The following is a 24,420-nucleotide window of genomic DNA, read 5'->3' as shown; positions in this document are numbered from 1 at the left end:
GAGCCCTGCGTGTCTGAATTGGCGCCGTCGGCCCTGCGTCCCGAGCATCCCGTTCCGCGGTCGTTGTCGGGATTGGTTGCCGAATTTGATCTAGAACTACGTGGAGACATTGACGGTCTCGAAGTCACCGGGGTGAGCCTGAGTTCCCGCACGGTGGAACCGGGCGATCTCTATGTTGGTGTTCCCGGAGCGCACCTGCACGGCGCGGCCTTCGCCGCTGCCGCAGCGGAGGCCGGCGCCATCGCGATTCTCACCGATGAGGCTGGCGCACTGCTCGCCACGGCCAGCGGCTTGCCGGTACTCGTCACACCGGATGCCCGTGCCGCGCTCGGTGCCGTCTCCGCCTGGATCTACCGCACCGCCGACAATCCAGCCACGCTGTTCGCCGTCACCGGCACGAACGGCAAGACCAGCGTCGTGTACCTGCTGTTTGGCATCTTGAACCAGCTCGGCGTGGTCTCCGGCCTCACCTCCACCGCCGAACGCCGCATCGGTGACGTCGCCGTCATCAGCGCGCTCACCACCCCGGAGGCGAGCGAATTGCACGCTCTGCTCGCCCGCATGAACGAAGCCGAGGTGCGCGCCGTTGGCATCGAGGTATCCGCGCAGGCGCTCAGCCGCTACCGGGTAGACGGCCTGGTCTTCGACGTCGCCGGATTCACCAACCTCAGCCACGACCACCTCGACGACTACGCCGCGATGGACGACTATTTTCAGGCGAAACTCGAGCTGTTCCAGCCCGACCGCTCGCACCGCGGCGTTGTCACCGTTGACACCGAGTGGGGCCGCCGCGTCGCCGACGAGTGCCGCATTCCCGTGACCACTATTACCAACCGGGCCGATGTTGACGCCGACTGGCGCATGAGCGTGGTTGGTGAAACTGCAACCCATACCGACTTCGTGCTCGACGGCCCGGATGGCCGCCGGTTGGCGACCCGCGTGCCCCTGCTCGGCTGGTACATGGCCGCCAACGCCGCCTTGGCCATCGTCATGCTGGTGGAATCGGGCTTTGACCTGCACGCCATCGCGCACACCCTGGAACGGGACGGCGGCATCGTCGCGTATATCCCCGGGCGCGCCGAGCGCATTTCCGGCGATCGCGGTCCGCTGGTCTATATCGACTATGGTCACAGTCCCGATGCGTTTCTGAACACCCTCGACGCGCTTCGTAAATTCACCCCCGGCAAACTGATCATGCTGTTTGGTGCCGATGGGGACCGCGACACCACGAAACGCGTCGATATGGGGGCTATAGCCGCCCGCGGCAGCGATATCGTGGTCGTGACCGACTTTCACCCACGTTTCGAAGACGCAGCCAGTATCCGTGCGGTTCTGCTGAAAGCTGCCCGCGAGGCCGTGCCAGACGGCGAGTTCTACGAGGTGGCCAACCCGCGTGCGGCCTTTCGCACAGCGTTGTCATTGGCCCACGAAGGAGACACCATTTTGTATGCCGGTCCAGGTCACGAGGATTACCACGAAGTGCGCGGCGTCAAACAGCCATACTCGGCTCGGGATGACGCTCGCGAAGCGCTCCGCGCGGCTGGGTGGCTGTAAATGATCGCTCTGTCTCTGGCCGAGATTAGCCAGGCCGTCGACGGTGTGCTGCATCTGGCCGGCCCGGCCAGCGCCGCCGACCAAATCAGCGGATCGGTGCAGACCGACTCGCGTCTGATCGAACCCGGCTCCATCTTCGTCGCCAAGCCTGGCGCCCAAACCGACGGTCACCTGTTTGCGCCCGTTGCTGCGGAGCGTGGTGCCGCCCTGCTGCTCGTCGAGCGCACCCTTGACCTGCCGGTGACCCAGATCGTCGTCGATGACGCCGTAGCCGCTCTCGGCGCCCTGGCTCACGCCGTGGTCGCCCGCGTACGCGCAGCCGGGCAGCTGAAAGTTGTTGCCGTGACCGGTTCGAACGGTAAAACCACGACCAAGAATTTGCTCCACAGCATGCTGGAACGGGTCGGCCCCACCGTGGCCCCACGCGGCTCGTTTAACAACCAGGTCGGCGCACCGATGACGATGCTCGAGGTGACCGCCGACACGCGTTTTTTGGTCATTGAAATGGGCGCCAGCAGCGAGGGCGCCATCGCGCATCTCGTGAGCCTGGCTCGCCCAGACGTTGGCATCGTGCTCACCGTAGGACTCGCTCATGCCGGTGAGTTTGGCGACCTCGACGCGACCGTGCGCGCCAAATCCGAGATGGTCACCGATCTTCTCGAAACGGATGTCGCGGTGCTTAACGCCGACGATCCGCGCGTCGCGCAGATGGCCGCGCTCACCCCGGCCCGCATCGTGCGCTTCGGCCAGTACGGTCCTGTTTCTGGCGGCCAGATCGACGTGCGCGCGAGCGACCTGCACGGAAGCCGCACCGGAACCACCTTCACGCTGCATCTAGCCAACGGCCAGAGCGCCCCCGTCGTCTTCCGGGTGCTCGGTGAACACCACGTCATGAATGCCCTCGCCGCCGCCGCTGCCGCCGACGTGCTCGGGGTGTCACTGACCGACATCGTCACAGCCCTGGAATCGACCACCAGAGCCGAACGCTGGCGCATGGAAGTACTCGGCGGCAAGGACGACGTCACCGTCATCAATGATGCCTACAACGCCAGCCCCGACTCGATGTCAGCGGCCCTCAAAACGCTCGCCCAGATTGGAACCCCCGGCAGGCGCACCATTGCCGTGCTCGGCGAAATGGCCGAGCTCGGCGAACTGGCCGGTGAGGAGCACGATCGCATCGGGCTGCTGGCGGTGCGCCTGAATATCTCGCAGATGATCGTGGTCGGCCCCCGCGCCCGCCGCATGCATATCAGCACCATCAACGAAGGATCCTGGGACGGCGAATCGGCTTATGTCGACACACCGGAGGAAGCCTTCGACCTGGTGCGCAGCACCGTGAGCCCGGGAGACACCGTGCTCGTGAAGTCATCGAACTCGGCGGGTCTACGGTTTCTCGGCGATCGTTTGGGAGACTTGTTCTCGTGAGAGTCCTTTTGATGTCCGGCGCGTTTTCGCTCGCCTTCACCCTCTTTTTGACGCCCCTGTTCATTCGGTTGTTCAAGAAATTCGGCTGGGGTCAGTTCATTCGCGACGATGGTCCCAAGAGCCACCACGCCAAGCGTGGCACCGCAACCATGGGTGGCATCATCATCATTCTGGGCGTGCTGATCAGCTATTTCACCGCCATGCTGATCGAACAACGGCCGTTCACACCGTCACCCCTTCTGGTGTTGTTCATGATGGTCGGGCTCGGGCTGGTCGGGTTTCTTGACGACTTTTTGAAAACCCGGCATCAGCGCAGCCTCGGCCTCGGCGGCTGGTCGAAGGTGCTCGGGCAGGTTATTGTCGCCGGGGCCTTCGGCATTCTGTCGCTGCAATTCGTCGACCGCAACGGGCAGACGCCGGCTTCGACCAGTATCTCGTTCATTCGTGACCTCCCCATTGACTTCATGAAGCTCGGCACCGTCATCGGCATCGTCGTGTTCCTGCTCTGGATCTGCCTGATTGTCGCCGCGACCTCAAACGGTGTCAACGTGGCCGACGGTCTCGATGGCCTCGCCACCGGGGCATCCATTTTTGCCATTGGTTCCTTCGTCGTGATCGGGTTCTGGCAGTCCAACCAGAGTTGTTTCGGGGGAGCGGATGCCGCAGACCAGTACAAGTGTTACCTCGGCCCCGACTCCTTCGACCTCGCCATCGTCGCCGCGACGATCGTCGGCGGCCTAATCGGGTTTCTCTGGTGGAACACCTCACCGGCCAAGATCTTTCTCGGCGATACCGGCTCGCTCGCCCTTGGCGGGGCACTGGCCGCCCTGGCCATCCTCAGCCGCACCGAACTGCTTCTTGTGCTCATTGGCGGCCTCTTCGTGATGGAGGCAGGATCGGTGATCGTGCAGCGCGTCTACTTCAAGATCACCCACGGCAAACGCATCTTCCTGATGAGTCCGGTGCACCACCATTTTGAGCTCAAGGGCTGGGCCGAGGTCACCGTCGTCGTGCGGTTTTGGATCATCGGCGGCCTGCTCGTCGCCGCTGGCGTTGGCTCGTTCTACCTCGAATGGTTGAGCCGCTAATGGCCGAAGCGACCTCCCCGCGGGGCCGGCACGCTGCCGATCGCCTGCATGGACTGACTAGCTGGCACTCCGACTGGCGGAACCTGCGCGTTGCCGTGCTTGGGCTCGGCGTGACCGGTTTCTCGGCCGCTGACACGCTCGCCGAACTCGGCGCCGACGTGTTGGTGCTGGCATCTCCGGGCGCCGACGAACGCTTCGATCTGCTCACGGTTCTCGGTGTGCCCTTCGTGCAGGGAGACCTGCGCACGGTTCCCGCTGAACTTGAGGCGCAGCATCCGGAATTGATCATCGTGTCGCCTGGATTTCATCCGGACCACCCGCTGTTGCTCTGGGCAGCCAAGTGCGGCGTGCCGGTCTGGGGCGATATCGAGCTGGCCTGGCGACTGCGCGATAAGGTCGGCCCACCGGCCGAGTGGATGCTCGTCACCGGCACCAACGGCAAAACCACGACGGTGCAGCTGGCTGCCACCATGCTCGCCGCCCACGGCAGCCGCGTCGCCCCCTGCGGAAATATCGGGGTGCCAGTCCTCGACGCCATTCGCGATCCCGCCGGCTGGGACGTGCTCGTCGTCGAACTCTCCAGCTATCAGCTGCACCACCTGCCAGAAAATGGCCCCGGTGCCCTGCGCCCCTGGGCGAGTCTCTGCCTCAACGTCGCCGACGACCACCTGGACTGGCACGGCTCAGCCGAGGCCTACCGCGCCGCCAAAGCTAAGGTCTATCTGAACACCGCCGGCGCCTGCGTCTATAACAGAGCGGATGCCGCGACCCTCGCGATGGTGCAAGACGCCGAGGTACAGGAAGGCGCCCGTGCCATCGGCATCGGCCTCGGCGTGCCTGGCCCGAGCGACCTCGGCATCGTCGACGGCATAGTCTGCGATCGAGCCTTTCTCGAGGACCGCTTCGAGCGGGCCCTGGAACTGACCACCGTTCCGGACCTGGTCGCTGCCGGGCTCGGCGCACCGCACGTGATCCTGGACGTGCTCGCCGCGAGCGCCCTGGCCCGCTCCTTCGGCGTACTGCCAGCCACCATCCACACAGCGCTCGCGACCTTTCACCTCGACGCGCACCGCATCGAAACGGTCGCCATCGCCGACGGCGTGGAGTGGATCGACGATTCCAAGGCCACTAACCCGCACGCCGCCGACGCCTCCCTGGCCGCCTACGAATCGGTGGTCTGGATAGTCGGCGGGCTACTCAAGGGTGTTGACATTGAGCAGCTGGTGCAGAAACACGTCGGTCGGCTGCGCGGCGCCATCATCATCGGCGTCGACCGGCTGGCATTACGGGAGGTATTCGCGCGACACGCCCCCCTCCTGACCGTGTTTGAGATCGACGCGAACGACACTGTATTCAACGGGAGCGAAGCCACCGGCACCGAACAAGTGATGACGGCGGCGGTTCGGCTGGCCGCCGAACTCGCGCAGGCCGGCGACACCGTTTTGCTCGCACCGGCAGCCGCATCGATGGATCAATTCGCCAGCTACGCCGAACGCGGCCGGCTATTCAATCAGGCAGTACACGACTTCTTGGGCAGGTGACGCGGATGGTACAGGTGCCGCGTAACCCCGCCCCTCGGGCTTTTTCGGCCCCGCCAGAGCACGACCCCCGGCCGGGTCCCCCGGGCGGGGCATCCGTTCATATCCACCTCGGCCGGGTGTTCAAAGCCGAGGGCAGAAACTACTTTTTGCTGCTCGGCACGACCCTGTTTCTGGTTATCTTCGGTCTCGTCATGGTGCTGTCGTCGTCGTCGGTGGACTCATTCCTGGCCGACCAGGGGTTCTTCGGCGGGCTGCTTCGTCAGGGCATGTTCGCGGTGATCGGAATTCCGCTCATGCTCGTCGTGAGTCGGTTGCCGCTCGCGTTTTGGCGGCGAGTGGCCTGGCCCGCGATGCTGATCACCTGCTTCTTTCAATTTCTCGTCGTGGCGACCGGGCTCGGTGTCGGAACCGGCGGCAACACCAACTGGCTGAACATCTTTGGAATTCAGTTTCAGCCCTCCGAGGGCATCAAGGTGGCTCTGGTCATTTGGCTCGGAATGATCCTCTCGCAAAAGCAAAACCAGCTCGACGACTGGAAGCACGTCTTCATTCCCGTGTTCGGCGTTGGCGGCGCCGCCCTGCTGCTCGTCATGATGGGCGGTGACCTCGGAACCACCATGATCATGGCCGGCATTCTCTTTGGCGCCCTGTTCTTTGCCGGTGTCAAGCTGCGCCTGCTCGTTGTGCCGTTGCTGATCGGTGTCGGCGGCGCGGTTGTGCTGGCGGTCGTCAGCCCCAACCGGTTGACTCGCGTTATGAGCTTTCTCGATGAGAACTGCACCGAGTTCAGCGGCTTGATTTCGCAGAGTTGCTGGCAGCCGCTGCACGGCACCTGGGCGCTGGCCAACGGCGGAATTTTCGGCGTTGGGCTCGGCAACTCCAAGGCCAAATGGTCCTGGCTGCCGGCTGCAGACAACGACTACATTTTTGCTGTCATCGGCGAGGAGCTCGGCCTGATCGGCTGCGTCGTGGTGCTGGCCATGTTCGTTCTACTGGCCTTCGCGTTTCTGCGCGTCATGCGCTCCGCCACGACGGTGCAGGCCAAAGTCTCCACCGCGGCCGCCATGGTCTGGATCATCGGCCAGGCCCTGGTCAACATCGCCGTTGTGCTCGGAGTGTTCCCTGTTTTGGGCGTACCACTGCCACTCATCTCGGCCGGTGGCACAGCGTTGCTCACCACCCTGGTCGCAATCGGCATCGTGCTGTCCTTTGCCCGCGGCGACCGCTCGAGCGAGCCAATTGAGGCTAACAAGGCATGACCACCTATCTTTTGGCTGGCGGTGGAACCGCCGGCCACGTCAACCCCCTGCTCGCCGTTGCCGATCGCATTCGAGCCACTGAAGCGGATGCCACGGTGCTGGTTCTCGGCACAGCTGAAGGTCTCGAATCCCGCCTGGTTCCAGCCCGCGGCTACGAACTCATCATCGTTCCCCGAGTGCCGTTTCCGCGCCGATTGAACCGAGCAGCACTCGGATTTCTTCCGCGTTTCAACGCCGCCGTACGCGGGGTGGCCACGGTCATTCGGTCTCGGAAGGTCGATGTTGTCGTCGGCTTCGGCGGATATGTGTCAACACCCGCGTATCTCGCGGCCCGGCGCGCCGGTGTGCCGATCGTCATTCACGAGGCCAACGCCAAGCCGGGCCTGGCCAACAAACTCGGAGCCCGACTGACCCGGCACGTGGCTGTCGCCTTTGCCGGCACACCCATTCGGAACGCCCGCTTCGTCGGTATGCCGCTCAGACCCGAAATTGAGCAACTCGACCGGGCCTCCGTACGGGCGGAGGCGCTGGCGTTTTTTAATCTGCTGCCCGACCGGCCCGTACTACTCGTCACCGGCGGCTCGCTCGGCGCTCGGTCACTCAACGCCACGATTCTCGCCTCGGCACCAGCGCTCGTCGCCGCCGGCTGGCAGGTGCTGCACATCACCGGAGTGCGGGCAGGGATCACCGACCCCGAGGTGCCCAATTACCACCTGGTCGCGTACTGCGACCGCATGGACCTCGCCCTGGCCGCGTGCGATTTCGCCGTCACCCGGGCGGGGTCGGCGACGGTGAGCGAGCTCTGCGCGCTCGGGATTCCGGCCGTGTATGTGCCGTACCCGGTCGGCAACGGTGAGCAACGCTTTAATGCGGCGCCGGTGCTGGCGGCCGGGGGCGGAGTGCTCGTGCGCGATGGTGACTTCGTGCCGGCCTGGGTTCGGGGTGAGTTGGTGGACCTGTTGGGTGACCGGGCGCGGCTGGCGGCAATGGGGCTGGCTGCGGCATCCGAAGGCGCACTGGACGGCACCGCGCGGATGGTCGAGCTGATTCACCAGGCGCTCACGACCTGAATGTCGGTCGTCGAGCGTAACGTAGTGCCAGCGACGAACTGTTTTATTAGCTTCAACCATGAGCTTCAACCATGAGCTTCAACCATGAGCATCAACTGAGAAGAGTGCATACCCGTGATCAAACCAGACCTCACTCTGACCATTCCCGAGAACCTCGGCGTGGTGCATTTTGTGGGTATCGGCGGCTCTGGCATGAGCGGTATCGCACGGCTGTTCCTGAACCAGGGCTACACCGTCACCGGTTCCGACGCGAAGGATTCGCCCAACGTTGCAGCGTTGCGGGGGCTCGGTGCGAGCGTCTTCATCGGGCACGATGCGGCGAACATCGGCTCGGCGGACACCCTCGTTGTCACCGGTGCCCTCTGGCAGGACAACCCGGAGTATGTGCTCGCCACTGAACGCGGCTTGCCGGTTCTGCACCGCGCGCAGGCCCTCGCCTGGCTCATTCGCGAGCGACGCCTCGTTGCCGTCGCCGGCGCGCACGGCAAAACCACCTCCACCGGCATGATCGTCACCGGGCTGCTCGGTCTCGGCCAGGACCCGAGCTTCGTTAACGGCGGCGTGATCGAATCGCTTGGGGTGAGTTCCGCCAGCGGAGCCGACGACCTGTTCGTGGTCGAAGCCGACGAATCAGACGGCTCTTTTTTGCTCTATCACACGGCCGTGGCCCTGGTCACGAACGTTGATCCAGACCACCTCGACCACTACGGCTCGCTCGAAGCCTTCGAGGCCGCCTTCGTCGAATTCAGCCGCAACGCTTCTGAACTGGTCGTGATCTCGTCCGACGACGTCGGTGCCGTGCGCGTTACCGGTGCACTTGCCGCAGCGGATGCTATCGCTCGCGTGATCACGTTTGGCGAGCACCCCGATTCCACCGTGCGCGTGCACTCCATCACCACGACCGGACCGGTCAGCTTCACCGTCGCCTGGCAGGGCCAGGATTACCGCGCCACCCTGCGCATCCCCGGCAAGCACAATGCCATCAACGCGGCCGGCGCCTTCGCCGTGCTGGTCGGCCTGGGCCTCGACCCGGAAGCCAGCCTCGACGCGATTGCCGGGTTCGGCGGCACCCAGCGCCGGTTCGAACTGCACGGCACCGTCGGCGGGGTCAGCGTCTACGACGACTACGCCCATCACCCGACCGAGGTCGCTGCCGCACTGGCCGCCGCCCGCACCGTCGTCGGCGCGGGTCGCATCATTGCCGTGCACCAGCCGCACCTGTACAGCCGCACGCGTCTGTTCGCGCAGGAATTCGCCGAGACCCTTGAGACTTTCGCCGACCAGACCATCGTGCTCGGCGTCTACGGCGCCCGCGAAGATCCAGAGCCCGGCGTCACCGGCGCGCTCGTCTCCGAGCGCTTTCGCGACCCCTCGCACGTCGCCTACGTGCCCGACTGGCAGGATGCCGCGGATTACCTGGCCAGCATCGCCCGCGAGGGCGACTTTGTCGTGACCCTCGGCTGCGGCGACGTCAACCGCATCGTGCCCCAGCTGCTGGCCTCGCTCGAAAAGGTTCGCGGATGAGGCGGCGGTGAGGCGGCCGGCCGGCTTCGAGCATCCGGCCAAGCACGCCCCCGAGCCGGTTCCCGCCCCGAAATCATCGCGGGTCAAGCCAGCGTCGGCAGCAAAATCATCGCTCGGCACAGCGCCGCACAAGCTCGATGCACTGCGCGGCGCTGCGCCGACGGATGCCCCGACGGATGCTTCGACGGATGCTCCGACGCCGAACAAGCTTCAAAGCGCCGCCGCCGCTTCGCGGCGATCGTCGAAGTCATTCGATGCATCTGATACCACGACCGAGCCGATTGTGCTCGGGGGAGTGGCCGCTGGCATACCGTCCGGGGCAGCACCGAAGTCGGAACGACTGCCAGCGATACCGGGCGCGAGCGCTACGTCGTCGCCCCGACTCCCGGCAGGCGCGCACACCGCTTCCGGTGGCATTGCATCGGCTGGTACCGCTACTGGTCGCACCGCTTCCGGCGGCGCGGCGGGAGTTCGCGCGGCGCGCTCGGTACTGCGGGCCGCCCAGCGCGCCCGCAAACGCTTTGAACGCGCCGAGGTGCGCCGATTCACAGGCCGCAGCCGCCGTCGCCGTACCGCTTGGATTGTTGGCGTCGGCGCGATCGTTGCGGCCTTTGGTCTCATCATCGGCGCCGCCTATTCGCCCCTGATGGCGCTTCGCACGATCGAGGTCGTCGGAACGAGTCGCATCCCCGCCGGAGCGGTGTCGGCGGCCTTAGCCGACCAGCTCGGCACCCCGCTCCCGCTGATCCAAGGCGATGTCGTCAAGACCGAGCTGTCCCAGTTCACACTCATCCAAAGTTTTGTCACCGAGAGTCGCCCGCCCGGAACTCTCGTGGTGCGCATCGTGGAACGCGTTCCGGTGGGGGTGCTGGTCAGCGCGACCGGTTTCGACCTGGTTGACGCTGCCGGTGTTGTGATCGAAACGACGCCGGAGCGCACCGTCGGCTACCCGATCATTGACGCGCTAGATGGAATCGACAGCGCCGGATTCACGGCAGCCGCGGCCGTTCTCGCTGTGCTGCCGGAGAGCATCCGCACCCAATTGGATTCGGTAACCGCGGTGACAACGGATGACGTCACCCTGAGCCTGCTCGGCGGCGAACGAGTGGTGTGGGGCAGCCCGGAGAAGTCCGAGTACAAGGCCGTCGTACTTGCGGCGCTCCTCGTCGGTCACCCGGCCGGCACGGTGAACGAGTACGACGTTTCCTCGCCGGACAGCGCAGTACTGCGCTAGTTCGAGGCGGATTCTGCCCGTTCTTCGCGACACGCGGGCGCGCCTCCCCAGCGACGCGTCTCGCCCGCATACTTTCGTAATCAGGAATTGCATACTCAGCATAACTTTAAACTTCGACTAGAGGTTTAGGGTTCCACCCGGAGGCCGGACGTGTCAAACAATCAAAATTATCTAGCCGTCATCAAGGTTGTCGGCATCGGCGGTGGTGGCGTCAACGCCGTCAACCGCATGATCGAATTAGGCCTCCGCGGTGTCGAGTTCATCGCCATCAACACGGATGCTCAGGCGCTGCTCATGAGCGACGCCGACGTCAAGCTGGACGTGGGCCGCGACCTCACCCGCGGCCTCGGTGCCGGCGCTGACCCCGAGGTGGGTCGCCGCGCCGCCGAGGACCACGCCGAGGAGATCGAGGAGGCCCTCGCCGGGGCCGACATGGTCTTCGTTACCGCAGGTGAGGGTGGCGGCACCGGAACCGGTGGTGCGCCCGTCGTCGCCCGCATCGCCAAGTCGATTGGCGCCCTCACCATCGGTGTCGTCACCAAGCCGTTCGGCTTCGAGGGCAAGCGTCGCCAGGCCCAGGCCGAGACCGGCGTCGCCTCGCTCAAGAACGAGGTCGACACCCTCATCGTCGTGCCCAACGATCGCCTGCTCGAAATCAGCGACCGCGGCATCAGCATGCTCGAGGCCTTCGCCACCGCCGACCAGGTGCTCCTGGCCGGCGTGCAGGGCATCACCGACCTGATCACCACCCCCGGCCTGATCAACCTCGACTTCGCTGACGTCAAGTCGGTCATGCAGGGTGCCGGATCGGCCCTCATGGGTATTGGCTCGGCTCGTGGCGCCGACCGCGCCATCAAGGCGGCCGAACTGGCCGTGGCTTCGCCCCTGCTCGAGGCCTCGATCGATGGTGCGCACGGCGTGCTCCTGTCGATCCAGGGCGGATCCAACCTCGGAATCTTCGAGATCAACGACGCGGCCCGCCTCGTGCAAGAAGCAGTGCACCCCGAAGCCAACATCATCTTCGGTGCCGTCATCGACGACACCCTCGGTGACGAGGTGCGGGTCACCGTCATCGCCGCCGGGTTCGATGGTGGAGAGCCCGGAGCCAAAGCGGTCGAGGTGCGGCGCGCCGACCTCGTAGCGGCTGGAATTGCGGCCGGCGCTGGAACGGCAGCATCCGCTGGTGCAAGCGGTGCACCGGCGACCGGCGCGCCAGCAACCGGCGCAAGCAGCTACAGCACTGGCGAGCTCGCGAACTCCGTCTGGGGCGGCTCCGACTCCAACGGTGTCACCGTCGCCGACCCGGCCTTCGAAGAAGAGTCGGACGACCTCGACATCCCCGACTTTCTCAAATAAGTCGACGGTCACTAGGACCGGGGTGAACGCGAGTTGTCGCCCCGGGACGCACCGCTTAACGAACAGAGCAGCATGAGCATGGCACGTTCCGACAAAGCACCGGCCGATCTGGCGACCCGCCTCGACACCGTACGCGCCGGCGTGACCGACGCCGCCCGTGAGGCCGGTCGTGATGTTGCCGGCATCACGACGATCGTCGTCACCAAGTTTCATCCCCTGTCACTGATCGAAGCGTTGTACACCCTCGGGGTTCGCAACGTGGGGGAGAATCGGCACCAAGAGGCGCAGTCCAAGGCGGCCCAGCTCGCGGGCCTTGACCTCACGTGGCACTTCGTCGGTCAGGTGCAGGGCAAGAAGGCGCGTCAGGTTCGGGCATACGCCACCGTCATCCACTCGGTTGATCGCCCGTCGCTGGCCAGTGCACTCGCCTCCGACGACTCGAGTATTGACTGCTTCATCCAAATCAATTTGACGGATGACGCTGCTCGCGGCGGTGTGGATCCCGTGAACCTGCCGGCTCTGGTCGATACCGTTCTCGCCACGCCCGGGCTGCGCTTGCTCGGATTGATGGCCGTGGCTCCGCTCGCTACCGAACCACGCCGGGCCTTCGCCCACGTGCGCGAACTCGGCGAGCAGATTCGCACGCAGGCCCCGTCGGCTACCGCGCTGTCCATGGGCATGAGCCAGGACTACGCAGCGGCCGTGCTCGAAGGGGCGACACACCTAAGAATTGGCACCGCAATCACCGGCAATCGCCCGGTGCTCGGTTAATCTCGAAGTAGCAAACCAACACGGAGGTCGACATGTCCAACCCGCTCAAGAAAACCATGGTCTACCTGGGTCTGGCAGACGAAGAGCTGGAGTACCAGGCACCAGCCGGTGCCCAGAGTTCCGCCAACAACGGCTCCACGAACCATGTCTCCGCTGTACCGTCGCGAGGCCACGACAACGCGGCCCACGGCAACGCCGCGCACTCCACTGCTGCCCAGAACTCTGCCGGCCGGGCACCGGTCACCCCGCTGCGAAAGACTTCGACCCCCCAAGATGTGGCTGCGTCAGAAATGAATGAAATTCTCACCGTTCACCCCCGCGCCTACAAGGACGCCCAGGTTATCGCCGAGTCCTTCCGTGAAGGCATCCCGGTCATCATCAACCTGTCGCAGATGAGCGACGGCGACGCGCGCCGCCTGATCGACTTTGCCAGCGGTCTCTCGCAGGGCCTCTACGGCAAGATCGAACGCGTCACCGCCAAGGTCTTTCTGCTTTCGCCGTCCCACGTCGTCGTGTCCGGCGACAGCACCACCGACGAGGGCGCCGAGGACACCTCCTTCTTCGCGCAAGGCTAGAATTAAGTGTGACTGGCGTACCGATTATTGGAAATTTGTTTTACTTCGTTTTCTTCATGTACTTTCTCGTGCTCTGGGGTCGGTTTATCGTCGATCTCGTGCGCGGAGTCAACCGCTCGTGGCGTCCCGAGGGATTCCTGCTGGTGCTCGTTGAACTCGTGTACACGTTGACTGATCCACCAGTTCGGTTCTTCCGCAAACTGGTCCCGCCGCTTCGGATCGGCCCTATCGCGTTGGATTTCGGCTTTACTCTCACGATGCTCTGCTGCATCGTAGGGATGTCACTGTCCGGCTTACTGTAATCGCCCCACCGGGGCATGTATCCTTGTCCGATGGTGGTTCGCCACGAGCGCGTACTCGGCAGCCAGTCACCTGCTCAAGTCATTTCACAAGCTCGAGTCAGTCAATTGTTCGTAACTAATACAAGTTTTGAGGGTGGAAAGCCATGGCGTTAACTCCGGAAGATGTAGTCAACAAAAGGTTCCAGTCGACCAAGTTCCGCGAGGGATATGACCAGGACGAGGTAGACGACTTCCTCGACGAGGTCGTCGTTGAACTGCGTCGCTTGACCAAGGAGAACGAAGAGTTGCGCGGCCAGGCCGGTGGGGATACCGCCCCCGCGGTGCAGGCTCAGGCTGCACCCGCTGTTGCCGTTGTGCCCGAGCCCGTACAGGCCGTTGTGCCCGCCGTCGTCGCTCCGGTCGCTACGCCGATCGACGAAACGGCCGGCACGACCAACTTGCTGCAGCTGGCTCGCCGCCTGCACGAGGAGCACGTCAAGGAAGGCGCCGAGAAGCGCGACGCCCTGATCGCCGAAGGTCACGCCACCGCCGCTCGCGTCATTGCTGAGGCCGAGACCCAGCAGCGAATTCAGCTGCAGAAGCTCGACCTGGAGCGCACAGCGCTCGAGGGCAAGATCGACGGCCTGCGCACGTTTGAGCGTGAGTACCGCTTGAAGCTCAAGAGCTACATCGAGGGTCAGCTGCACGACCTCGACGCGAGTTCGGTCGACACAGCGTCGACCGGCTCCGCTTCGACAGACTCCAGCTCCGCGTCGAAGCCCAGCTTCCAGGGCTTTGGAGCCTAGGGCCCGAGCGAAGAAGCGTTCGCGAGCGCTTATCGTTCTCGCCCTCGTCGCGCTGAGCGTTTACGCGCTCGATCAACTCAGTAAGTACCTCGTTGTCGCCTCGATGGCCGAGGGCGACGTTATCCGGGTTCTGAACGACGTGCTTCACCTGCACTTCGTTCGGAACCCGGGTGCGGCCTTCTCTCTCGCGAGCGGATCCACCTGGATCTTCTCGATCATCGCCGCCGCCGTCGTCGTTTTCATCATTTGGTTCGCTCGGCGCATCCGTTCGTTGGCTTGGGGACTCGTCTTCGGGCTGCTGCTCGGCGGCGTGCTGGGCAACCTGACCGATCGCCTGCTGCGCGAGCCCGGGTTCGGGCTTGGACACGTCGTCGACTTCATCTCAACGCCCTGGATGCTTCCGGCGATCTACAACGTCGCCGACATGTCCATCGTGACCAGCATGGCCATCTTCATGATCTTGACCATTCGTGGCATCGGCCTCGACGGTAACAAGGTAGTGAACGAAAACACGGCCGTTGATGCGAGCACGCAGACCGCTCCAACCCCGAAACAAACGGATGCCGGCCCCGCCGTTTTAACAGCGCCCGAGGATGTTTCCGGCTCCGATCCTTCGACGACCACTACCGCGCCACCCACAAAGGGGGACCTGCCGTGACCGGGTCGCTCGACCTGACCGGCCCCTCCGAGAGTCGTTCCCTTCCCCTCCCCGACGGTCTGGAAGGCGTTCGCGTCGACGCTGGGCTGGCCAAGCTATTCGGGTTCTCCCGCAGCTTCGCCGCCGAGGTCGCCGAAGCCGGTGGCGTCGTGCTCGACGGCACCGTTGTTGGCAAGTCCGACCGCATGCGGGCCGGAGCCTGGATCGAAGTCACCTGGCAGCCCAAGCAGCCCCTGCGCGTCATTCCGATCGCGGTGCCTGATCTCACGATCGTGCACGACGACGAGAGCATCGTCGTCATTAATAAGCCAGCCGGAGTAGCCGCGCACGCGAGCGTCGGCTGGACCGGGCCGACCGTGCCGGGCGCCCTCTTGGCTGCGGGCTTTCGCATCGCGACCTCCGGTGCTGCGGAACGCGCCGGTATTGTGCACCGCCTCGACGTTGGAACTAGTGGCCTCATGGTCGTAGCTAAATCGGAGACGGCCTATGTTGCCCTCAAGCGCGCGTTCCACGACCGCGAGGTGCAGAAGGTTTACCACACGGTCGTGCAGGGGCACCCCGACCCGCTGACCGGCACGATCGATGCCCCGATCGGTCGCCATCCGCGCTCGGACTGGAAGTTCGCGGTGATGGCCGACGGTAAGAACTCGATCACCCACTACGAAACCCTCGAAGCCTTTCCATCGGCCTCGCTACTGGAGGTGCACCTGGAGACGGGCCGTACCCACCAGATCCGGGTCCACATGACGGCGCAGCGGCATCCGTGTGTTGGCGATGCCATGTACGGCGCCGACCCATCGATCACCACTCGGCTCGGTTTGAAACGTCAGTGGCTGCACGCCACGCAGCTCGCGTTCACCCACCCGGACAGCCACGAATGGGTCACCTACAACGCCGACTACCCGGCCGACCTTACACACGCCCTCGGCGTGCTGCGCGGGGATTAGCCGGGCGTTCGCTCGCCCTAACGGGCGCAGCGACCTACCCAACCGAACCATCGTTTCATCTACGTCAGTGTTTCATTGACTGCTCGGAGCAATTGTGAGTAACCCGGCCAGCGCAACCGACTCGTTCGTGCACCTGCACGTGCACAGCGAGTATTCCATGCTCGACGGAGCGGCGCGGGTGAAACCGCTGATCAACGCGGCCATTGAACAGGGGATGCCGGCGGTCGCGATCACCGACCACGGTAACGTGTTCGGTGCTTTCGATTTCTGGAAGAGCGCGACCGATGCCGGCATCAAGCCCATCATCGGCACGGAGGCGTACATCACGCCCGGCACCGATCGCCGGGACAAGACGCGGGTGCGCTGGGGAACCAGCGGGCAGAACCGTGACGACGTCGGTGGCGCCGGTTCGTACACCCACATGACGCTGCTCTCCGAAAACACCGGGGGCATGCACAACCTGTTCCGGCTGTCCTCGAAGGCCAGCCTCGAGGGTTACTACTTTAAGCCGCGCATGGACCGCGAGTTGCTCAGCCAGTTCTCCACGGGCTTGATCGGCACGACCGGATGCGTCGGTGGCGAAGTGCAGACCCGCCTGCGCCTCGGTCAATACGAGGAAGCCAAGAAGGCCGCCGGCGATTTTCAGGACATCTTTGGCAAGGAGAATTTCTTCTGCGAGATCATGGACCACGGCATCGACATTGAACGCCGCACCATGACCGACCTGCTCAAGCTCGCCAAAGAACTTGACCTTCCCCTTCTCGCCACGAACGACCTGCACTATACCCACGCGCACGACGCGACCGCGCACGCAGCCTTGCTGTGTGTGCAGTCGGCATCCACTCTCGACGATCCCAACCGGTTCAAGTTCGACTCCAATGAGTTCTACCTGAAGACTGCTGCCCAAATGCGGCACCTGTTTCGCGACCATCCAGAAGCCTGCGACAACACGTTGCTCATTGCCGAACGCTGTGAGGTGGAGTTCAACACTAAAGCCAACTACATGCCCCGGTTCCCCACTCCGGAGGGGGAGAACGAGGAAAGCTGGTTCATTAAAGAGAACGAGATCGGGCTGGCCAAACGCTATCCGAAGGGCATCCCCGACGAGGTACGCAAGCGTGCAGACTACGAAATCGGCATCATCGTGCAGATGGGCTTCCCCGGCTACTTTCTCGTCGTCGCCGACTTCATCATGTGGTCCAAGCAGCACGGCATCCGCGTCGGTCCAGGGCGTGGTTCGGGCGCCGGCTCCATGGTTGCCTATGCCATGGGCATCACCGACCTCGACCCGCTCGTGCATGGCCTCATCTTCGAACGGTTTTTGAACCCCGATCGTGTCTCCATGCCCGACTTCGACGTCGACTTCGACGAGCGTCGCCGCGGTGAGGTCATCAAATACGTCACCGAGAAGTACGGCGAGGAGCGCGTAGCGCAGATCGTCACCTACGGCACGATCAAGGCCAAGCAGGCCCTGAAAGACGCCTCCCGCGTGCTCGGCTTTCCATTCGGAATGGGTGACAAGCTCACCAAGGCCATGCCGCCGGCCATTATGGGCAAGGATGTGCCCCTGACGGGCATGTTCGACAAGGACCACCCGCGCTACCGTGAAGCTGCCGACTTTCGCGCCGTGATCGAGAGCGATCCCGAAGCCCGCACCGTTTTCGATACCGCGCTCGGTCTGGAAAACCTCAAGCGTCAGTGGGGCGTGCACGCCGCCGGCGTGATCATGTCGAGCGACCCCCTGATCGACATTATTCCAATCATGAAGCGTGAAGCGGATGGCCAGGTCGTTACGCAATTCGACTACCCGGCTTCCGAAGCGCTCGGCCTGATCAAGATGGACTTTTTGGGGCTGCGCAACCTCACCATCATCGATGACACCCTCGACAATATTGCCGTGAACCGCGGGCACCGCCCCGTACTCGAGGATCTCGGGCTCGAAGACCCCGCCGCCTACGAACTGCTCGCCCGCGGCGACACCCTGGGCGTGTTCCAGCTCGACGGCGGGCCGATGCGAGCCCTGCTGCGGCTGATGAAGCCCGACAACTTCGAAGATATCTCGGCTGTCATCGCCCTGTATCGTCCGGGGCCCATGGGTGCCAACTCGCACACTAACTATGCACTGCGCAAAACCGGGCAGCAGGAAATCATCCCGATTCACAAGGAGCTCGAGGAGCCCCTGAAAGACGTGATCGGCAACACCTACGGCTTGATCGTGTATCAGGAGCAGGTCATGTCGATCGCGCAGGTGCTTGCCGGCTTCACGCTCGGAGAAGCTGACCTGCTACGCCGTGCCATGGGTAAAAAGAAGAAATCCGAGCTGGACAAACAGTTCGAGGGCTTTTCGAAGGGCATGCAGGACCGCGGCTATTCAATGGATGCCGTGACAACGGTCTGGAATATCCTGCTGCCGTTCTCCGACTACGCCTTCAATAAGGCGCACTCCGCCGCGTATGGCGTGCTTTCCTACTGGACGGCGTACCTCAAGGCCGTCTACCCGGCCGAGTACATGGCGGCCCTGCTGACCAGCGTCGGCGACTCCCGCGACAAGCTCGCGCTGTACCTCAACGAGTGCCGCCGCATGGGCATTCAGGTGCTGGCGCCGGATGTGAACGAGTCGATCGGTTTCTTTGCGGCGGTGGGAACCGACATCCGTTTCGGTCTGGGTGCTGTGCGCAACGTCGGGTTCAACGTGGTTGAGGCCATTCGCGGCGCCCGCGAGGAGAAGGGGCGCTTCGAATCGTTCCACGATTTTCTGCGCAAGGTGCCGCTGCCGGTAGCTAACAAGCGCACGATTGAGTCGCTGGTCAAGGCCGGCGCCTTCGACTCGCTGGGGGCGACCCGGCGCGGCATGGTGGAGATTCATGAGTCGGCCGTTGAGTCGGCCGTCAAGATTAAGCGTGAAGAGAGTAACGGCAATATCGGGTTCGACTTCGACAGTCTGTTCGACGAGCCGCAGGATACCGAGCAGGTGCCCGACCGGCCGGAGTGGAGCAAGAAGGAGAAGCTTGCCTACGAACGCGACATGCTGGGACTCTACGTATCTGACCATCCGCTGGCCGGGTTGGAGATTCCGCTCGCCAAGCACGCCAGCACCTCGATCGCCGACCTGATCGCCTCGGAGTCGACCGAGGACGGTGACACGGTCACCGTGGCCGGCTTGATCACGAGCGTGCAGCATCGCATTGCCAAGAAGTCGGGCAACCAATACGGCATGATCCAGGTCGAAGACTTCGGCGGTGAGATCACCGCAATGTTCATGGGCAAGGCGTATCTTGAGTTCGCGCCGGAGCTGATCAGCGACTCGGTGGTAGTCGTGCGTGGCCGGGTGAGCCTGCGCGACGACGGTATGAACCTGCACGCCTTCAGCGTGTTCCAGCCCGAGCTCGGGCAGGGTTCAGACCAGAGCATGGTCGCAATCACGGTGGGGGAGGCCCGTGCGACGACCGACACCGTCAGTGCGCTCGGTGAGATTCTGAAGCGCCACGCCGGCGACGCCGAGGTGCGGCTCAAGCTGGTCAAGGGTGATCTGGCGCGCGTGTTCGAGTTGCCGCATCGGGTGAAGGTGAGCGCTGACCTGTTTGGAGAGCTCAAGAGCATCCTCGGGCCAAACTGCTTGACCTGATCCACGTCGCGCACTGACACGATGCCGTCCTAGGCTGGCATCATGAACAAGCGAGAGCCGATTTACTCGACCGCTATCGGCGCCGGACGTGCCCTGTTCGGCCTGCTTCGGGTGCGCCCGACCACGACCGGGCTGGAGCGGCTGCCGGCCACCGGCGGCGCCGTGCTGGCGATCACCCATTTTGGCTACCTCGATTTCGCTTTAGTGGAGTGGGTCACCTGGCTGCACAATCGCCGGCACATTCGCTTCATGGCCAAGAAGGGCGCCTTCGACCAGCCGCTGATCGGGCGCCTCCTGCGCGGCATGAATCACATTTCCGTCGATATGGACAGCGGCGGCGAGGCCTACGCCCAGGCCGTGGTCGCGCTGCGCGACGGCGAGCTGCTCGGCGTTTTCCCGGAGGGCGGCGTCAACGCCTCGTTCACGGTGCGGGAACTGAAGACCGGCGCGGTGCGCATGGCCCTGGCCGCGAACGTGCCGATCATTCCGGTCGCGGTGTGGGGTGGGCATCGGCTGATGACCAAGAACCATCGCGCGACACTCAGAGAGCGACGCGGCGTGCCGGTGAGCATCCGCTTCGGTCAGGCGCTGGCAGCGGATGCCGCTGGCAGCGATGTTGACGGCGGCGCGGCATCCACTCTGCGACTGCATGACACCTTGCAGAGCCTCGTTGACGCGGTGCAGGCGGAGTACCCGGTGCCCGGTCTCGGCCAGTGGTGGCAGCCAGCGCATCTCGGCGGGTCTGCGCCGACGCCGGGCGAAGCGGCTGTGGTCGAAGCCGAACGGCGCCGCCGCAAGGCCGCCAAGAAGCTAGCTGCCCAGAAGAAGCTCCGCGCGTGACCAGTTTGGGCGCCATGTGAGGCTGGCGACCGTTTGCTGCGGGATGGTCGGGCGACGCTGCCCTGTTGTGCCTCAGGCTGCCCTAGGCGGCCGCGCCCGGCACCCGGTAGGTGCGCTCGTGATAGAGCAGGGCCTCATCGTCGGAGCCCATGCCGCCGCCCTCGATCTGCACGACCACGACGGCGTTGTTATGCACCGACACCCGTTCGATGATGCGGCCAATCATCCAGCTGGTCACCCCGGTCAACACGGGAAGACCATACGGCCCGGGCTGCCAGTGATCACCGACGAACCGTTCGTTGTGTGGGCCGGCCAGTTTCTCGGCGATGGCACGATTCTGGGCACCGAGCATGTGGATGACCACGCGATCGGCCACGGCAATCCCGGCCCACGAACTGGCCGACCGAGCCATGTTGAACGTCGCGAGTGGTGGCACGGCCGAGAGCGATGCCAGTGAAGTCGCGGTGAATCCGACCGGGCTTCCGTCGGGGGCCAGCGTGGTGATCGCGGCCACACCGGCGGCGTGGCGACGGAACGCGTGTTTGAAGGCGGCCAGGTCGTCCGGTGCCTTGACGTCGGCCGCGAGCGGCGGACCGCCGGGGAGAGTACTCGCGGAGGGTTCAACGTTGTTTTGCATACTTAACCAACAATCTGTTTCACCATCAGCCTATTCCCGCGCACTGACTCTTATGCCCTGTTCGGTAGTCTGAGCGGCGGCGCCGGTTGGCACGCAGTGTTCCCAGATAGGCTGAGTGACGATGATTCAGACTATTGACCTTCGCGGTACCGAGCCGACCCCGGCCGCACTCCTCGCCGCAGTACCCCGCGCGCTCACCAGCGTCGCCGTCGCTGCCGATATTGCCGCCGAGCTCATCGCCGATGTGCGTGCGCGCGGCGAGGTGGCCCTGCTCGATCAGGCCGAGCGCCTCGACCGGGTGCGCCCTGCCCACGTGCGCGTTCCAGCCAGCCACATTGCCGACGCGGTGGCCGCCCTCGACCCCGACGTGCGCACGGCCATCACCGAGACCATTCGCCGAGTACGCCTGGCTAGCGCAGCCCAGGTTCCACCGCACGTGACCACCACGATCGAAGCCGGTGCCACGATCACGCAGCGCTGGCAGCCGGTGAACCGGGTGGGCCTCTACGTTCCCGGCGGCAAAGCCGTCTACCCCTCGAGCGTCGTCATGAACGTGGTGCCGGCGCAGGTCGCCGGAGTACGCTCGATCGCCCTCGCCTCGCCGCCGCAGAGCCACTTCGATGGCCGGGTGCACCCGACCATTCTCGCCGCCGCCGGACTGCTCGGCGTCGATGAGATCTACGCCATGGGCGGCGCCGGTGCGATTGGCGCCCTCGCCTATGGTGTCGAAGACATCGGCCTCGAACCCGTGCAGATTGTCACCGGTCCCGGCAACGTCTACGTCGCCGCCGCCAAGCGCCTCATTCGAGGCCAGGCCGGCATCGATTCCGAAGCCGGACCCACCGATATCCTCGTGATAGCGGATACTGCCGCCGACCCGTTCCTCGTCGCCGCCGACCTGGTCAGCCAAGCCGAGCACGACGAACTCGCCGCGGCCGTGCTCGTGACCGACTCGCCCGAACTCGCCGATGCCGTGGCGGACCGCCTAGCCGTGCTGGCGGCATCCACTACCCACAGCGAGCGGGTCACCGCAGCGCTGGGTGGGCGCCAATCGGCGATTGTGCTCGTTGATAACCTGCAGGTCGCTGCCGCGTTCAGCAACGCCTTTGGGCCGGAACACCTCGAGATTCACTCTGTCGATCCCGATGCCGTGCTCGAAACGATCGAGAACGCCGGGGCCATCTTTCTCGGCCCGTATTCGCCGGTGAGCCTCGGCGATTATGTCGCCGGTTCCAACCACGTGTTGCCCACCGGCGGCCAGTCCCGATTCTCCTCCGGTCTCGGTGCGTACACGTTTCTGCGGCCGCAGCAGGTGGTGCGGTACGACCGCGCCGCGCTTTCGGCAGTGGCCGGGCACATTGCGGCTTTGTCGAACGCCGAGGCCCTGCCAGCGCACGGCGACGCCGTGACCGCACGGTTCGCTTCCCGGTGAGTCCCCGTGAGCGGGTTCAGCCCACCCGAAGCATCCGTTCACCCGCTCTCGCGGAACGGTAGGGGAGGCGGGACCGCTAGGCTGGAAGCATAATGTTTTGCCCGTTCTGTCGCCACCCTGATTCCCGAGTCATCGACTCGCGCACGAGCGACGACGGTCTCTCGATTCGCCGACGTCGCCAGTGCCCCGAATGTGGACGGCGATTCAGCACCACCGAGACGGCAAGCCTCAACATCATCAAGCGCAGCGGCGTGGTTGAGCCGTTCAGCCGCGAGAAGATCGTCACCGGCGTGCGCAAGGCATGCCAGGGCAGGCCGGTCACCGATTCCGACCTGGCCATGCTGGCGCAAAAGGTCGAAGAGACCATCCGGCAGACCGGGGCTGCTCAAGTCGACGCCAACGACATCGGCCTGGCCATCCTGCCGCCGCTGCGCGATCTCGATGAGGTCGCCTACCTGCGCTTTGCGAGCGTGTACCAGGGCTTCGATTCCCTCGACGACTTCGAGAGCGCCATCGCCCAGCTGCGCACCGAGCACACGGCCGCGCAGGCGAGCAAGCGCGCGCAACAAGCGGATGCTGCCGGCGGCGTCGCTGCCCCGGGTGTCACGTCCTCGGCCCCGGTGGAGTCCACGACAAACCCTAGGGCGTAAGCACGATGTATCCGCTCTTCTTCAGACTCGTGCTCACCCGCATCGACCCCGAGCGCGCCCACCACCTGGCGTTCACCGTCATTCGCCACCTGCCGACACTGGGAATCGGCCGCCTCGTGCACCGCTTCACCCGTCCCCGCACCGACCTCGGCGTCGACACCCTCGGCCTGCACTTCGACTCACCGTTTGGCGTGGCAGCTGGCTTCGACAAGGACGGCGAGGCCGTGATCGGACTCGGCCAGCTCGGATTCGGGCACGTCGAGGTCGGCACTCTCACCGCCATCGCGCAGCCGGGCAACCCGACACCGCGACTGTTTCGGCTCGTCGCCGACCGCGCAGTGATCAACCGCATGGGCTTCAACAATCACGGTGCCGCGGCCGCCGTCGCCCGGCTGAGGCGGGTGCGCGCCGTTGCCGGGCGCCCAGTACTCGGCATCAATATCGGCAAGAGTCGCGTCACCGAGCTTGAGAACGCCACCGCCGACTACCTGCAAAGCGCCAGCACGCTGGCGGCCCTCGCGGACTACCTCGTCGTCAACGTGAGCTCGCCGAACACCCCCGGCCTGCGCGGCCTGCAAGAACTGGACCAGCTGGCACCCTTGTTGTCCGCCGTGAAAACCGCAGCTGGCCGCACCCCCCTGCTCGTGAAGATCGCACCCGACCTCGACGACGCCGAGGTCGCCCGCATCGCCACCCTCGCCGTGGAGCTCGGTCTCGACGGCATCATCGCCACCAACACCACAATCGCCCGTACCGGCCTGAAAACGGATGCCGCCACTATCGCCGCGGCCGGAGCCGGCGGCCTGTCGGGCGCCCCACTGCACGCCCGCTCACTGGCCGTTTTGCATCAGATTCGCGCCGTCGTGCCGGCTTCGTGGTGTGTGATCTCTGTCGGCGGAGTGGAGACTGCAGCGCAGGTCGCCGAGCGCCTCGCGGCCGGAGCAACGCTCGTGCAGGGCTACACAGCGTTCCTCTACCGCGGTCCGCTCTGGGCGCGCCAGATCAACCGCGGCCTCGACCGCTTGCTCGCTGCTCGCTGACACTACCGCCGATCGAACCGGCCGCTGTGCTCGTGACGCGTGACGCGTGACGCGTGACGCGTGACGCGTTGCCCGTGCACGAGCCTTGCGTGCGGGTCTGCGGGTCT

At 64.7% G+C, this 24,420-nt stretch carries 21 protein-coding genes; 20 read left to right on the top strand and 1 reads right to left on the bottom strand.

All coding sequences use genetic code 11. The features are described 5' to 3' along the window. Positions 1-9 precede the first annotated feature (9 nt). The 17 genes from CXY75_RS06605 (at position 10) to CXY75_RS06525 (ending at position 20,554) form a co-directional block, all read left to right on the top strand. The gene (locus CXY75_RS06605; protein WP_104082043.1) at positions 10-1,554 is read left to right on the top strand and encodes a Mur ligase family protein; all 1,545 of its coding nucleotides are present in this window, start codon (positions 10-12) and stop codon (positions 1,552-1,554) included. Next, positions 1,555-2,979: a UDP-N-acetylmuramoyl-tripeptide--D-alanyl-D-alanine ligase gene (gene murF / locus CXY75_RS06600; RefSeq protein ID WP_104082042.1), complete on the top strand. Its 1,425-nt coding sequence runs from the start codon at positions 1,555-1,557 to the stop codon at positions 2,977-2,979. It abuts the gene before it with no gap. Next, positions 2,976-4,067 carry a phospho-N-acetylmuramoyl-pentapeptide-transferase gene (gene mraY / locus CXY75_RS06595; RefSeq protein WP_104082041.1) on the top strand — a complete coding sequence of 364 codons (1,092 nt, stop codon included), beginning with the start codon at positions 2,976-2,978 and terminating at the stop codon, positions 4,065-4,067. The genes murF and mraY overlap by 4 nt, the downstream gene beginning before the upstream one ends. Next, positions 4,067-5,608 carry a UDP-N-acetylmuramoyl-L-alanine--D-glutamate ligase gene (gene murD, locus CXY75_RS06590; RefSeq protein ID WP_104082040.1) on the top strand — a complete coding sequence of 514 codons (1,542 nt, stop codon included), beginning with the start codon at positions 4,067-4,069 and terminating at the stop codon, positions 5,606-5,608. The genes mraY and murD overlap by 1 nt, the downstream gene beginning before the upstream one ends. 5 nt (positions 5,609-5,613) lie before the next feature. Further along, a complete protein-coding gene (ftsW, locus tag CXY75_RS06585) occupies positions 5,614-6,867 on the top strand; it encodes a putative lipid II flippase FtsW (RefSeq protein ID WP_104082039.1) in 1,254 nt (417 codons plus the stop codon). Next, positions 6,864-7,937, top strand: a complete 1,074-nt coding sequence (locus CXY75_RS06580) for a glycosyltransferase (RefSeq protein ID WP_104082038.1) — start codon at positions 6,864-6,866, stop codon at positions 7,935-7,937. Before ftsW ends, CXY75_RS06580 begins: the two co-directional genes overlap by 4 nt. Before the next feature lie 114 nt (positions 7,938-8,051). After that, positions 8,052-9,461, top strand: a complete 1,410-nt coding sequence (murC, locus tag CXY75_RS06575) for a UDP-N-acetylmuramate--L-alanine ligase (RefSeq protein WP_104082037.1) — start codon at positions 8,052-8,054, stop codon at positions 9,459-9,461. Positions 9,462-9,468: 7 nt separating this feature from the next. Then, positions 9,469-10,695: an FtsQ-type POTRA domain-containing protein gene (locus tag CXY75_RS06570; RefSeq protein WP_104082036.1), complete on the top strand. Its 1,227-nt coding sequence runs from the start codon at positions 9,469-9,471 to the stop codon at positions 10,693-10,695. Positions 10,696-10,845: 150 nt separating this feature from the next. Further along, a complete protein-coding gene (gene ftsZ, locus CXY75_RS06565) occupies positions 10,846-12,051 on the top strand; it encodes a cell division protein FtsZ (protein ID WP_104082035.1) in 1,206 nt (401 codons plus the stop codon). A gap of 78 nt (positions 12,052-12,129) precedes the next feature. After that, positions 12,130-12,822 (top strand): YggS family pyridoxal phosphate-dependent enzyme, encoded by a 693-nt coding sequence (locus CXY75_RS06560; RefSeq protein WP_369826690.1) that lies wholly within the window; start codon positions 12,130-12,132, stop codon positions 12,820-12,822. Between the two features lie 32 nt (positions 12,823-12,854). Beyond that, positions 12,855-13,397, top strand: a complete 543-nt coding sequence (locus CXY75_RS06555) for a cell division protein SepF (RefSeq protein WP_104082033.1) — start codon at positions 12,855-12,857, stop codon at positions 13,395-13,397. Between the two features lie 8 nt (positions 13,398-13,405). Beyond that, the gene (locus CXY75_RS06550; RefSeq protein ID WP_233201776.1) at positions 13,406-13,699 is read left to right on the top strand and encodes a YggT family protein; all 294 of its coding nucleotides are present in this window, start codon (positions 13,406-13,408) and stop codon (positions 13,697-13,699) included. A gap of 143 nt (positions 13,700-13,842) precedes the next feature. After that, positions 13,843-14,484, top strand: coding sequence for a DivIVA domain-containing protein (locus CXY75_RS06545; protein WP_104082032.1), 642 nt, complete (start codon positions 13,843-13,845; stop codon positions 14,482-14,484). After that, positions 14,474-15,142: a signal peptidase II gene (gene lspA, locus CXY75_RS06540; RefSeq protein WP_104082031.1), complete on the top strand. Its 669-nt coding sequence runs from the start codon at positions 14,474-14,476 to the stop codon at positions 15,140-15,142. The genes CXY75_RS06545 and lspA overlap by 11 nt, the downstream gene beginning before the upstream one ends. Further along, positions 15,139-16,089, top strand: a complete 951-nt coding sequence (locus CXY75_RS06535; RefSeq protein WP_233201775.1) for an RluA family pseudouridine synthase — start codon at positions 15,139-15,141, stop codon at positions 16,087-16,089. Before lspA ends, CXY75_RS06535 begins: the two co-directional genes overlap by 4 nt. Before the next feature lie 157 nt (positions 16,090-16,246). Beyond that, on the top strand, positions 16,247-19,714 hold the full coding sequence (gene dnaE / locus CXY75_RS06530; RefSeq protein WP_233201789.1) for a DNA polymerase III subunit alpha: 3,468 nt from the start codon (positions 16,247-16,249) through the stop codon (positions 19,712-19,714). A 42-nt stretch (positions 19,715-19,756) separates the two neighbouring features. Further along, positions 19,757-20,554, top strand: a complete 798-nt coding sequence (locus tag CXY75_RS06525) for a 1-acyl-sn-glycerol-3-phosphate acyltransferase (RefSeq protein WP_104082029.1) — start codon at positions 19,757-19,759, stop codon at positions 20,552-20,554. An 82-nt stretch (positions 20,555-20,636) separates the two neighbouring features. Here CXY75_RS06525 and CXY75_RS06520 read toward each other — a convergent pair whose 3' ends face one another. Continuing rightward, entirely contained in the window at positions 20,637-21,191 is a 555-nt protein-coding gene (locus CXY75_RS06520) for a flavin reductase family protein (protein ID WP_104082028.1), read from the bottom strand. Between the two features lie 121 nt (positions 21,192-21,312). Between CXY75_RS06520 and hisD the strand changes: the two genes are divergently transcribed. The 3 genes from hisD to CXY75_RS06505 all read left to right on the top strand — a co-directional run bounded on the left by hisD (position 21,313) and on the right by CXY75_RS06505 (position 24,313). Beyond that, a complete protein-coding gene (hisD, locus tag CXY75_RS06515; protein WP_104082027.1) occupies positions 21,313-22,623 on the top strand; it encodes a histidinol dehydrogenase in 1,311 nt (436 codons plus the stop codon). A gap of 92 nt (positions 22,624-22,715) precedes the next feature. Further along, positions 22,716-23,273: a transcriptional regulator NrdR gene (nrdR, locus tag CXY75_RS06510; RefSeq protein WP_199182393.1), complete on the top strand. Its 558-nt coding sequence runs from the start codon at positions 22,716-22,718 to the stop codon at positions 23,271-23,273. A 5-nt stretch (positions 23,274-23,278) separates the two neighbouring features. Then, positions 23,279-24,313, top strand: coding sequence for a quinone-dependent dihydroorotate dehydrogenase (locus CXY75_RS06505; protein WP_104082026.1), 1,035 nt, complete (start codon positions 23,279-23,281; stop codon positions 24,311-24,313). Positions 24,314-24,420 lie beyond the last annotated feature (107 nt).

The organism is Cryobacterium sp. Y11, from assembly GCF_002929535.1.
Classification (GTDB): Bacteria; Actinomycetota; Actinomycetes; order Actinomycetales; family Microbacteriaceae; genus Cryobacterium.
Note: the sequence above shows the minus strand (reverse complement) of the source record. Positions and strands in the feature narration are given on the sequence as shown.